This is a genomic window from Solirubrobacter soli DSM 22325, from assembly GCF_000423665.1.
Taxonomy (GTDB): Bacteria; Actinomycetota; Thermoleophilia; order Solirubrobacterales; family Solirubrobacteraceae; genus Solirubrobacter; species Solirubrobacter soli.
The window spans coordinates 457,310-468,682 of the sequence record NZ_AUIK01000008.1 but is presented as its reverse complement, the minus strand read 5'-3'; the positions used below and the strand labels follow the sequence as shown (position 1 = coordinate 468,682).

Below are 11,373 nucleotides of genomic sequence, written 5' to 3'. Positions count from 1 at the left end.
ACCTGACGACCACATCACCTCTCACTCATCGGCGGATGCCGGCGACGCTCACGCGTGGCGATGCTCGATCCATGAACGAGACCGCCACCCCAGTCGAACAGCCGCTGTTCCCTCCACCACCCCCGCCCCGACGGCGCCTGCCCGCCGGCATGGTCGCCGGCGCGACCGCCTGCGTCGCGGTGATCGCGCTCACCGGCGCGCTGCTCGCGACGGGCGCCTTCGGGAGCCGGACCACGACGATCGTGCGCACCGCGCCGGCCACCGGCCTCGACGCCGCCGCGCTCTACGCGAGCGCCAACCCGGGCGTCGTCGACATCACCTCGCACCTGCCGGCCTCGACGGCGACCGGCACCGGGATGGTGATCGACCCCAAGGGCGACATCCTCACCGCCGACCACGTCGTCGCCGGTGCCGGCTCGGTCACCGTCACCCTTCCGGGCGGGATCAATCGCAAGGCCACCGTCCTCGGCGGGGACGCCGCCACCGACGTCGCGGTGATCAAGATCGACCCGGCCGGGCTGACCCTGCACCCGCTCGCGCTCGGGTCGCTGGGCACACACCGCGTGGGTGACCCGGTGGCCGTGATCGGCGACCCGTTCGACGTCCAGCGCAGCCTCAGCACGGGCGTGATCTCCGGGCTGGACCGGACGATCTCCGGGCTCAACGGCTACTCGATCCCGCACGCCCTGCAGACCGACGCCGCGATGAACCCGGGCAACTCGGGCGGCCCCGTCTTCGACGCCTCCGGGCACGTGATCGGCATCGCCGACCAGATCGCCACCGGCGGCGGCAGCGACAGCTCCACGGGCGTCGGGTTCGCCGTCCCGATCGAGATCGCCAAGGACGAGCTGTCGCAGCTCGAGACCGGCAGCGTGCCCGCCCACGCCGACCTCGGCATCGGCGCGTCGGACGCCATCGGCGCCAACGGGGCCACGGGCGCGCAGGTCGGCGAGGTCAAGGCCAACGGGCCCGCCGCCCAGGCCGGGGTGCGGGTCGGCGACGTGATCACGGGGATCGGCGATCAGAAAGTGACGTCGGTGGAGACGCTGATCGGCGCCACGGCGGCCCTGCAGCCGGGCGACACCACGACCCTCACGGTCCAGCGCAACGGTCACACGCAGACGCTGCGGATCACGCTCGGCAAGCAGCCGACGGCGGTCACCAGCCGCTGACGCGGTGGTAGAACCGCAGGCGTGCTTCGAGCGCGAGTCGCCAGGCTCACCGCGGACGACGCCGCCAGCGTCGTCCGCGGCGCGCTCTACGTCGCGATCGGCGTGGGCGCCGTCATCGACGACCGGCCCGGCCAATACAGCGCGACCTTCGTGGTCGCGCTCGTCGTTGCGTTCGCGTTCGCGCTGGTGCCGTCGCGGCTCGGACCGCCCTGGCTGTTCACCGCCATCGACATCGTGCTGCTCGCGGTCCTGGCCCACGCTTCCGGCGGCGCCACCTCCGAGGTCCGCTTCGCCTTCTTCGCGATGCCGATGCTGGCCGCGCTGCGCTACGGCCCCGGCATGACCGCCGCCGTCTCGGTCGCCGTCACCCTCATCTACGGCTCGCTGGCGCTCAACCGCGGTGACGCCGACGAGAAGGCGGCGGCCGTCGAGATCGTCTATCTCGTCTGGACCGCGTTCGCCGCGCTCGTGCTCTCCAATGTGCTGACCCGCCGCGAGGCGACCATCGGCGAGCTGGCCGCGGTCCGCGGGCGGCTGATGGTCGAGATCCTCGACGCGGAGGAACGCGAGCGCCGCCGGCTCGCCGCGGACCTCCACGACGGCCCGGTCCAGAACCTGCTGGTCGTCGCCCAGGACCTCGCGGATGCCGACCGCGGCGATCGCGACGCGCTCCCGCGTGCGCGAGCGGTGCTCCGCGACACGATCCCGCAGCTGCGCACCGTCCTGATCGACCTGCACCCAGGGCTCCTGACCGCGTCCGGGCTCGAGGCGTCGCTCACCGCCCTCGCCGAGGCCCAAGGCCGGCGCGGCGGCTTCACCGCGACCGTGTCCGTCGACGCCCTCACGCAGGACCGCGATGCGCGGCTCCTGGGCTCGTTGGCCCGCGAGCTGCTGATCAACGTCGCCAAGCACGCTCGCGCCGGCCACGCGTGGATCGACGTGCGCGAGGCCGACGGCGGCGTGCTGCTCGAGGTCCGCGACGACGGCATCGGGCTCGACGCCGAGCGTCGCGCCCAGGCGCTCGCCGACGGACACATCGGGCTCGCCTCCACCGCCGAGCGCGCGGAGGCGCTCGGCGGTCGCTTCACCGTCGACGGGGCGCCCGGGCAGGGGACGACCGTGCGGGTCTGGATCCCGTAGCTACTCGAGCAGCCCGCGCCGCATCGCCTCCGCGACCGCGGCCGCGCGGTCGCTGACGGCGAGCTTCTCGTAGACGTGCGCGAGGTGCGTCTTGACCGTCGCCGTGCTGAGGAAGAGCCGCTCGCCGATCGCGGGCGCGGACAGGCCGTCGGCGATCAGCTGGAGGATCTCGTGCTCGCGATCGGTCAACACCGGGCGGTCGGCATCGACCTCGCGCGCGTGGATCTCGGTGAACACGCCGGCCTGCAACGCCGGGTCGAGCACGCGATCGCCGCGCGCGACCGCGGCGATCGCCCCGCAGATCGTGTCCCGGTCGGCGTCCTTGCTCCAGTAGCCGGCGGCGCCCGCGGCGACCACCGCGTAGACGACGGCGCTGTCGGACGCCGCGGACAGGATCAGGGTGCGCGTCGGGACGCCGTCGCGCACCAGGGCCTTGACGACGTCGATCCCCTCCAGGCCGGGCATCCGCAGGTCCAGCACCGCCACGTCCGGCTCGAGCTCGCGGATCCGCTCCAGCGCCTCGCGCCCGTCCTTGGCCTCGGCGACGAGCTCGAACTCCGGGCGCTGGCTGACCGCGCGTGCCAGGCCCTCGCGGAAGAGCGGATGATCGTCGGCGATCAGCACCCGGGCACGATCCACGCGGCCACTTGTATCAGTCGGCGACCGCCTGGGCGATCGCCTCGCAGATCGCGGCGCGATCGGTGTCCTTGGTCAGGTACGCGGCCGCCCCTGCCCGCACCGCCGAGCGGATCACCAGCTCGTCGCTGAACGCGCTCAGGAGGACGACGCGGACGCCCGGATCGCGTTCCCGGATCCGGACCATCGCCTCCAGGCCGTCGATGCGGGGCATCCGCACGTCCAGGACCGCGCAGTCGGGGACGAGCTCCTTCGCGAGCGCCACCGCGGCCCACCCGTCGGAGGCCTCGCCGATGACATCGAACCGGCCGTCGGCCCGCAGCGCGCGCACGAGTCCGTCGCGGACCAGCGGGTGATCGTCCGCGACGAGGATGCGAATCGGCTGATCGGGCATGTCACCAGGGTCGATCCCGAGCGGCTCGGCGACCATCCGCCGGGCGGATGACCGGGCGGATGACTGTCATCTGTCACGGGGCGGGGCGGCGGACGTCGAAGTCCACCTCCGACGCCTGTTCCGCCCGCATCGCGAGATCGAGCGTGTCGTGGATGTGGGCGGCGCCGACGCGGTCGACGAACCCGTCCGCCCGCAGCACCCGCAGGACGTGTGGCCTGACCTGCGCCAGCCGGAGCGTCGCACCGCGGGACTGCATGAGCTCGAGGATCCCGGTCAGGCGCTCGGCGCCCTGGGAGTCGATGAAGTTGACGCCGCGGAAGTCGACGATCAGCGCTCTCGTGCCCCCGTCGGTGAGCTCGCGGACCCGCTCCTCGAGCGCGTCGGCGGTGGCGAAGAACAGGCCGCTGTCGAGCCGCAGGGTGACCACGCCTTCGAACGTGTCGTCGCCGGGGTGCTCGTCGAGCTCGCGGAAGAACCCGGTGCCGGTCTGCCGGCCGAGCACCGGCATCGCGGGCGACGTCGCCACGCGCACGAGCCAGATGAGCGACAGCGCGACCCCGATGACCACGCCGGCCAGCACGCCCGCGGACAGCACGCCGACGATCGCCGCCAGGGCGATCGCGAAATCGAAGCGGGCGATACGGCGCAGCCGTCGCAGCTCGGCGACGTCGATCATCCCGAACACCACCGCGTCGATGATCACCGCGGCCAGGATCGCCTTCGGGAGCTGCGAGAAGACCGGCGCGAGCGCGATGAGCGTGAAGAGCACGAGACCGCCGGTGACCAGCGAGGCGACCGGGGTGCGAGCGCCCGCCGACTCGTTGAGCGAGCTCGCGGACAGGCTGGTGGACACCGGCATGCCCTGGAACAGCCCCGCTCCCACGTTCGCCATGCCCTGCGCCACCGTCTCCTGGTCGACGTCGACGCGATAGCCGTGCCGGCCGGCGAACGCGCGCGCGTCCCCGACGGTCTGCGAGAAGCCGATCAACACCAGCGCGACGGCGGCCGTGAGGATCGTGGCGATGTGGTCGGCCACGAGGTCGGCGTCCGGCAGCAGCGGCGCCGGGAGCCCGCGGGGCACGTCGCCGACGAGCGCGACGCCGCGCGCGTCGAGGTCGAGCGCGTACCCGGCGAGCACGCCGCCGGCCACCAGCACCAGCGCGCCCGGAACCGCGGGCGCCGCGAAGCGCAGAACCAGGATCGTGCCCAACCCGGCGACGCCGACGGCGACGGTCGCCTAGTGCACATCGCCGAGCGAGCCGATCCACGAGCCGAGCTCCCGCCACGCGTTCGTGCCGTCGGCGTCGGTCCCGGTGAGCTTGGGCAGCTCGCCGATCACCACGTCGATCGCCGCGCCCGCCAGGAACCCGGTGACCACGGCCTTGGACAGGAAGCGCGCGATCCAGCCCAGCCGGAACAGCGCCATCGCCAGGAACAACACGCCCGTGGCCAGAGCGATCGCCGCGACGAGCCCCGCGGCCTCGTCCCCCGCCAGCCCGGTCAGGAGGACGGCGCCGCCCGCGATCGCGGCGAGCGACGAGCTCGGCCCGGTCGAGATCTGGCGCGACGTGCCGAACAGCGCGTAGATCGCGGCGCCCGCCGCCGCGGCGTAGAGCCCGTTCTCGAGCGGAACGCCGGCGATGCCCGCGTAGCCGAGGTTCTTCGGGACGATCAGCGCGGTGACGGCGATCCCGGCTGCGACGTCGCCGCGCAGCCAGCGGCGGTCATACGCCGGCAGCCAACGGACGATCGGCAGCAACATCGCCGCAGCCTGCCGGTGTCGCGCGGCGCGCGCAAAGGTGCACGCATCACCGCGCGGGGGTGTCGGCATCCACCGGTCCGCGCGTACGCGTGACGTGGGTGTGCACGCTCTCCATCGGCGGTTGCGCGTCGCGCGGGTGCCGGCCGTACCAGCGGGCGTAGCGGCCCGCCGCCGGAGCGGCCGTCAGGCCGTGGGCGAGGACGGAGAGCCCGACCGTCAGATAGATCGTCAGCACGACCAGGTGCTCGTGGGCGAGCGCGGACTCCTCGAGCACGATCACGGCGAACACGATCGATGCCAGCCCGCGTGGGCCGAACCAGCCGACGAACGCGACCGTGGGAGGCCGGGCGCCGGAGCCGAGCATCGCGACGGCCACCGGGAGCGGCCTGATCACGACCAGGCTCAGCACGGCGTAGAGCACGATCGGCCCCGTCAGTTCCTCGAGCGCCGGCCCGAGCAGCAACGCGCCGAAGAACACGAACGTGACGCCGTTGAGGAGGTCACCGAGCTCCTCGGTCAGCCGGTTGAGCTCCTCCGGGTCGCGGCCGAGCGCGATGCGGAAGGTGGCGCCGGCGACGAACGCGGCGATGAAGCCCGAGCCGCCGAGCGCGGCGGCGACGCCGTAGCTCAGGGCGGCGCCCGCGGCGGGGATCACCTGGCGCCACGGGCCGGCGATCAGCTCTCGCCGCCCGGCGTGGACCACCACCATGGCGACGAGGAGCCCGGCGGCCACGCCTCCGAGCACGCCGTAGCCGATCTCCTCGACCAGCAGGGTCCCGGCACCGTGCCCGCCGGACACCTCGGACTCGGCGTCGGCCAGCGCGACCGCCGCGAACAGCAAGGGCACGCAGATGCCGTCGTTGAGCCCGCTCTCGACGTTGAGCCCCTGGCGGATGCGCGGCGGGACACGCGGGTGGACGATCACGGCCTGGCCGAGCGCGGCGTCGGTCGGCGCCAGGACGATGGCGAGGATCAGCGCCTCGGACACGCTCAGGTCCCCGAGGACGCCCACCGCCGCCAAGGTCCCCAGCGCGATCGTCAGCGGGAGACCGGCGGCCAGCAGCCGGATCGGCAAGCCCGCCGTGCGCCGCAGGCGCCCGACGTCGATGCGGGACGCGTCGCTGAACAGCACGAGCGTCAGCGTCGCCTCGGCCAGCGTGCGGACCATCGAGCCGCTCGCCTCGAGATCGATCCCGTCGAGCACGAGCGGGCCGGCGAGCAGCCCGAACCCGGTGAACAGCATCGCCGGCGTGACCGGCGTGCCTTCGAGCCGTCTCGAGACGGCGGCGACACCGATCAGCGCGAGCGCCACGAGCGCGAGGGACCAGCTCATCGCCGGAGCGTGCCTGCCGCCGCGCCAGGCGCGTCGTCCGATCAGGGTGATGTTGAGAGCGGCCGTCGCCATCACCATCTCGCCGATGTCGTCACCTATGCGCCCGGCGATGCTGTTGGGGCTCCTCGTCGTCGCTGCGGTCGTCGGGTTGGTCGTGTCGTTCGCGTCGTGGGGTCTGCTCGAGGGCATCCACCAACTCCAGGAGGGCGTCTTCACCGACCTGCCGCGCGAGCTCGGCTACGACAACGGCGCGCCCGCCTGGTGGCCGCTGCCCGTCCTCGCGATCGCCGGGTTGGTGACCGCGCTGGCGATCGAGCGGCTTCCGGGGACGGGCGGCCACTCGCCGGCGGGCGGCCTCGCGACCTCGTCGACCCAGCCGATCGAACTGCCCGGCGTGCTGCTGGCGGCCGTGGCGACGATCGCGCTCGGCGTCGTGCTCGGGCCCGAAGCGCCGTTGATCGCACTCGGAAGCGGGCTCGGCCTGCTCGCCGTGCAACTGATCAAGCAAGATTCCCCCGACCAGGTGCGAGCGGTCATGGCGGCGGCGGGGAGCTTCGCCGCGGTGTCGTTCATCTTCGGCTCGCCGCTGGTCGGCGCGGTGATCCTGATCGAGGCCGCCGGGCTCGATCGCAAGCGCCTGATGGTGATCGTGCCGGTCGGCCTGCTCGCGGCCGGAATCGGCTCGCTGGTCACGATCGGCGTCGGGTCATGGACCGGGCTGAGCTCGAAGGACTACGCGCTCGGTGTGCTGACGCTGCCGGACTTCCCGCGTCCGGGGGTCGGCGACTTCATCTGGACGGTCCCGCTGGCGGTGGCCGTCGCCGCCGGGTGCTTCGTCATCTTCGGCGGCGCGCGTGCGCTCCTGCCGGTGCTCGCACAGCGGCGGACGATCCTGCTCCCGGCCGCCGGGATCGTCATCGCCGGCTTGGCGATCGCGTTCGAGCAGTTGACCGACAAAGGGTCCGAGGAGGTGCTCTTCTCGGGCCAGGATCAGCTGACCGGTTTCGTCGCGGGGGCGAGCACCTGGTCGATCGGGGCGCTCATCCTGGTGATCGCCTTCAAAGGACTGGCGTGGAGCGTGTCGCTCGCGGGGTTCCGTGGCGGGCCGACGTTCCCGGGCCTGTTCCTCGGCGCCGCCGCCGGCGTCCTCGCCTCGCACCTGCCCGGCCTCGCGCTCACACCGGCGGTGGCCGTCGCCATGGGTGCCGCGCTCGTCGCCGTCCTGCGCCTGCCGCTGTCCTCGGTCCTGCTCGCGGTCGCGCTGAGCGGCGGAGCGGGCAAGGGGGTCGAGCCGCTGGTCATCGTCGGCGTCGCCGTCGCGCTCATCACCACGCTCGCGCTCTCACGCGAGTCATCCGATGCGGGGGATGCGGAGGTCACCGCGCAGGCCTAGTGTCGCCGAAATGGCCGCACAAGACGAAATTCCGCTGACGGCTGAGCTCGAGAAGCTCGCCCTGGCGTACGGCAACCGCTTCCTGCTCGAGCCTGCGCCCGACCATCAACTCCCCCAACACGGGATGCTCGCGGTCGACGCGATGCGACTGATCGGCGAAGAGCTCGTGCTCGACGGCATCCCGCAGCGCAATCTCGCCACATTCGTGACCACGTGGATGGAGCCCGAGGCGCAGCGGATCATCGCCGAGAACCTGCACCGCAACTTCATCGACCACGCCGAGTACCCGCAGACGGCGGAGATCGAGCAGCGCTGCATCCGGATGCTGGCGAACCTCTTCCACGCCCCCGGGGAGACGACCGGCGCCCGCACGCAGGGATCGTCGGAGGCGATCATGCTCGGCGCGCTGTCGCTGAAGTGGAAGTGGCGGCAGCGGCGCGAGGCGGCCAACAAGGACACGACGCGCCCGAACCTGGTGTTCGGCGGCGACGTGCACGTCGTGTGGGAGAAGTTCTGCCGCTACTTCGACGTCGAGCCGCGGATCATCCCGCTCCAGCCCGACAAGTACGTCATCGGGCCCGAGGACGTCGAACCGCACGTCGACGAGAACACCATCGGCGTGGCCGCCGTCCTCGGCACGACCTTCACGGGCCATGCCGACGACATCGTCGGGATCAACGACCTCCTGATCCGGCTGCGCGACGAGAAGGGCCTCGACGTCCCGCTGCACGTCGACGCCGCGAGCGGCGGCTTCGTGTGGCCGTTCCTGTATCCCGACTCGGCATGGGACTTCCGGCTCGAGCAGGTCCGCTCGATCAACGTCTCGGGCCACAAGTTCGGCCTCGTCTACCCTGGGATCGGCTGGCTGATCTTCCGCGAGCGCTCGGACCTCGCCGAGGACCTCGTCTTCTACGAGAACTACTTGGGCAAGACGGACGCGACGTTCACGCTGAACTTCTCCACCGGCTCGTCGATGGTGCTGGCGCAGTACTACAACTTCGTCCGCTTCGGCCACGACGGCTACCGCTACATCATGGAGACGATGCAGTCGAACGCGCGGGCGCTCGCCCAGCGGATCGCCACCTGCGGGGACTTCCGCCTGGTCGGCGACCCGGACGCGGAGCAACTCCCGCTCGTCGCGTTCCAGCTCGAGGGCGACCACAACTACGACGAGTTCGACGTCGCCTCACAACTGGCGGCGGAGCGCGGCTGGATGGTGCCCGCGTACACGCTCCCGCCCAACGCGCAGCACGTGACGATCATGCGCGCACTGGTCAAGCTGACGCTCGGCCACACGCTGGCGAGCACCCTGGCCGACGACATCAACGAGGCGTGCGAGACGCTGAGTCACAAGGGCGGACTACACCCCCGCGACCGGCAACGCGTCAAGACCGGCACCGGGTACTAGACGTCGATGTGCGAGCCGACGATGACGGTCCGGTCGCGCGGCAGCCCGAAGAACTCGGCGGCGTAGCCGAGTCGTCGATGACGAGGTCGTCGATCGCGTAGGTGGGCGGGAGCCGCCTTGAGGATCTCGCGGCGGTCGACGACCCGCCGATGCCACAGATGCCGATCGCGGAGAACCACGACTCCGGGGGCTCCCACCGTCCTTTACGAAATCTGTATACGCGTGGGCGGAACCTGAATGGGCGCTTGACCGCTCGCGATCCACGATCGGTGGCATGGATTTCGTCGCCGTCGCACTGGCCCTGGTGGCCTTCATCGCGCTCTACGGCCTGATCGAGCTGGTGGACCGCATATGAGCGCCGCCGACCTCGCGGGCCTGATCGTCTCCGCCGTCCTGGCGGTCTACCTCCTCTACGCGCTGTTGCGAGGGGAGCGCTTCTAGCCATGCTCCAGGGCTGGATTCAGATCATCTTCCTCTGCGCCGTTCTGATCGCGATCGTGCCGCTGTTGGGCGGCTACATGGCTCGCGTGTTCACGAACGAGCGCGTGTTCCTCACCCCGGTGGTCGGGCCGCTGGAGCGGCTCGTCTACCGCGTCCTCCGCGTCGATGTCGAGCGCACCCAAGGTTGGAAGTCCTACGCGGGCGCGCTGCTCGTGTTCTCCGGCCTGTTCTGGTTCGCGCTCTACCTCATTCTCCGCACGCAGACGTTGCACCCGTTCAATCCCGATGGCTTTCACTCGGGCACCTGGGACCTGTCGTTCAACACCGCCTCGTCGTTCATCACCAACACCAACTGGCAGTACTACGGCGGCGAGACCACGCTGTCGTTCTTCAGCCAGATGGCCGGCCTGGCCGTGCAGAACTTCGTCTCGGCCGCGGTCGGCATCGTCGTCGCCGTCGCCCTGATCCGTGCGATCGCCGCGCGCCGCACCGGCGCGACCGGCCTGGGCAACTTCTGGCAGGACCTGACCCGGTCGCTGCTGTACGTGCTGCTGCCGATCTCGATCGTCGGCGCGCTCGTGCTCGCGTCTCAGGGCGTGGTCCAGTCGCTCTCGCACTGGGGCCCGGTCGCCTCGCAGGAGATCATCAAGGAACTCGGCACCAACGGCGGCGGGTTCTTCAACGTCAACTCCGCGATGCCGTTCGAGAACCCGAACGGGCTCACGAACTTCCTCGAGACGCTGGCGATGCTCGCGATCCCGGCGTCGCTGACGTTCACGTACGGCCGCATGGTCGGCAGCCGCCGGCAGGGCTGGACGATCTTCGGCGCGATGTTCGTGCTGTTCGCGATCTCGGTGATCGTCGTGTACATCGCCGAGTCACATGTCACCCCCGCCCAGCACGCGGCCGGCATCGTCGGCGCGAACATGGAGGGCAAGGAGGTGCGCTTCGGCACCGCGCCCTCCGCGCTGTGGACCGCGGTGACCACAGTGACATCGACCGGCGCCGTCAACTCCGCGTTCGAGTCGCTGACGGGCATCGGGGGCCTGGTTCCGATGGTCGACCTCGCCTACAGCGAGAGCGTGTTCGGCGGCGTCGGCACGGGCCTGTACACGATGCTCCTCTACGTCCTGCTGGCCGTCTTCATCGGTGGCCTGATGGTCGGGCGCACGCCGGAGTATCTGGGCAAGAAGATCGAGGCGCGCGAGATCAAGTTGATCGTGCTCGGCCTCCTGTTCACGCCGCTCGCGATCCTCGTCGCCACCAGTCTCGCGACCGCCTCGAAGTACGGGGCCCCGTCGATCTATGCCTCCGGCCCGCAGGGCTTCAGCGAGTCGCTGTATGCCTACATGTCACAGGCGAACAACAACGGCTCGGCGTTCGCCGGTTACACGGGCTACTTCCAGCCGACGCCCGGGAACATCGGCGCCCACGGCATCACGTTCGCCGACCTGCTCGGCGGCATGACGATGGTGCTCGCGCGCTTCATCCCGATCGTCTTCACGCTCGCCGTCGCCGGCGTGATGCTGAAGAAGCGTGTGGCACCCGCGGGCCTCGGCACGATGCGCACGGACACGCCGACCTTCGCCGGGCTGCTGATCGGCGTCGTGGTGTTGATCGGCGCGCTGACCTTCTTCCCCGCCCTGCTGCTCGGACCGGTGGTCCAGGGCATGACCAACCAGCTCTTCTAAGCC

11 protein-coding genes and 1 pseudogene are annotated in these 11,373 nt (G+C 71.2%); 6 read left to right on the top strand and 6 right to left on the bottom strand.

Annotated features, from left to right (window positions below; translation table 11 throughout):
- The first annotated feature begins 71 nt into the window (after positions 1 to 71).
- Together G569_RS0106425 and G569_RS46070 are read left to right on the top strand one after the other, a co-directional pair.
- Entirely contained in the window at positions 72 to 1,172 is a 1,101-nt protein-coding gene (locus G569_RS0106425) for a S1C family serine protease (protein WP_064750272.1), read from the top strand.
- Between the two features lie 21 nt (positions 1,173 to 1,193).
- Positions 1,194 to 2,312 carry a sensor histidine kinase gene (locus G569_RS46070; protein ID WP_053225946.1) on the top strand — a complete coding sequence of 373 codons (1,119 nt, stop codon included), beginning with the start codon at positions 1,194 to 1,196 and terminating at the stop codon, positions 2,310 to 2,312.
- On the opposite strand, the gene G569_RS0106415 is transcribed toward G569_RS46070, so the two are convergent.
- The 5 genes and pseudogenes from G569_RS0106415 to G569_RS46055 form a co-directional block, all read right to left on the bottom strand.
- The gene (locus G569_RS0106415; RefSeq protein WP_028062805.1) at positions 2,313 to 2,951 is read right to left on the bottom strand and encodes a response regulator transcription factor; all 639 of its coding nucleotides are present in this window, start codon (positions 2,949 to 2,951) and stop codon (positions 2,313 to 2,315) included.
- A gap of 13 nt (positions 2,952 to 2,964) precedes the next feature.
- Positions 2,965 to 3,342 carry a response regulator gene (locus tag G569_RS46065; protein WP_169542083.1) on the bottom strand — a complete coding sequence of 126 codons (378 nt, stop codon included), beginning with the start codon at positions 3,340 to 3,342 and terminating at the stop codon, positions 2,965 to 2,967.
- Between the two features lie 73 nt (positions 3,343 to 3,415).
- The gene (locus G569_RS65190) at positions 3,416 to 3,850 is read right to left on the bottom strand and encodes an STAS domain-containing protein (protein ID WP_245602433.1); all 435 of its coding nucleotides are present in this window, start codon (positions 3,848 to 3,850) and stop codon (positions 3,416 to 3,418) included.
- Between the two features lie 111 nt (positions 3,851 to 3,961).
- Positions 3,962 to 5,104, bottom strand: a pseudogene (locus tag G569_RS65185) (SulP family inorganic anion transporter); the annotation flags it as partial.
- 46 nt (positions 5,105 to 5,150) lie between these two features.
- Positions 5,151 to 6,437 (bottom strand): cation:proton antiporter, encoded by a 1,287-nt coding sequence (locus tag G569_RS46055; RefSeq protein WP_037495129.1) that lies wholly within the window; start codon positions 6,435 to 6,437, stop codon positions 5,151 to 5,153.
- A 109-nt stretch (positions 6,438 to 6,546) separates the two neighbouring features.
- Here G569_RS46055 and G569_RS46050 point away from each other — a divergent pair, with 109 nt between their 5' ends.
- Together G569_RS46050 and gad are read left to right on the top strand one after the other, a co-directional pair.
- Positions 6,547 to 7,830 (top strand): chloride channel protein, encoded by a 1,284-nt coding sequence (locus tag G569_RS46050; protein WP_211232919.1) that lies wholly within the window; start codon positions 6,547 to 6,549, stop codon positions 7,828 to 7,830.
- A gap of 10 nt (positions 7,831 to 7,840) precedes the next feature.
- A complete protein-coding gene (gene gad, locus G569_RS0106390; RefSeq protein ID WP_028062804.1) occupies positions 7,841 to 9,238 on the top strand; it encodes a glutamate decarboxylase in 1,398 nt (465 codons plus the stop codon).
- Here the strand turns inward: gad and G569_RS0106385 are convergent.
- Positions 9,235 to 9,417, bottom strand: coding sequence for a hypothetical protein (locus tag G569_RS0106385; protein ID WP_028062803.1), 183 nt, complete (start codon positions 9,415 to 9,417; stop codon positions 9,235 to 9,237). The two genes, gad and G569_RS0106385, sit on opposite strands and share 4 nt — an antisense overlap.
- A 172-nt stretch (positions 9,418 to 9,589) precedes the next feature.
- Here G569_RS0106385 and kdpF point away from each other — a divergent pair, with 172 nt between their 5' ends.
- Together kdpF and kdpA are read left to right on the top strand one after the other, a co-directional pair.
- A complete protein-coding gene (gene kdpF, locus G569_RS60470; RefSeq protein WP_064750271.1) occupies positions 9,590 to 9,679 on the top strand; it encodes a K(+)-transporting ATPase subunit F in 90 nt (29 codons plus the stop codon).
- Positions 9,680 to 9,681: 2 nt separating this feature from the next.
- A complete protein-coding gene (gene kdpA, locus G569_RS0106370; RefSeq protein WP_028062802.1) occupies positions 9,682 to 11,370 on the top strand; it encodes a potassium-transporting ATPase subunit KdpA in 1,689 nt (562 codons plus the stop codon).
- Positions 11,371 to 11,373 lie beyond the last annotated feature (3 nt).

Bases quoted from the DNA above. Each gene is read 5' to 3' on its own strand.
- G569_RS65190 (WP_245602433.1), bottom strand. From the start codon at position 3,850: ATGCCGGTGCTCGGCCGGCAGACCGGCACCGGGTTCTTCCGCGAGCTC.
- G569_RS46055 (WP_037495129.1), bottom strand. From the start codon at position 6,437: ATGAGCTGGTCCCTCGCGCTCGTGGCGCTCGCGCTGATCGGTGTCGCC.
- gad (WP_028062804.1), top strand. From the start codon at position 7,841: ATGGCCGCACAAGACGAAATTCCGCTGACGGCTGAGCTCGAGAAGCTC.
- G569_RS46050 (WP_211232919.1), top strand. From the start codon at position 6,547: ATGCTGTTGGGGCTCCTCGTCGTCGCTGCGGTCGTCGGGTTGGTCGTG.
- kdpF (WP_064750271.1), top strand. From the start codon at position 9,590: ATGAGCGCCGCCGACCTCGCGGGCCTGATCGTCTCCGCCGTCCTGGCG.
- G569_RS0106425 (WP_064750272.1), top strand. From the start codon at position 72: ATGAACGAGACCGCCACCCCAGTCGAACAGCCGCTGTTCCCTCCACCA.
- G569_RS46065 (WP_169542083.1), bottom strand. From the start codon at position 3,342: ATGCCCGATCAGCCGATTCGCATCCTCGTCGCGGACGATCACCCGCTG.
- kdpA (WP_028062802.1), top strand. From the start codon at position 9,682: ATGCTCCAGGGCTGGATTCAGATCATCTTCCTCTGCGCCGTTCTGATC.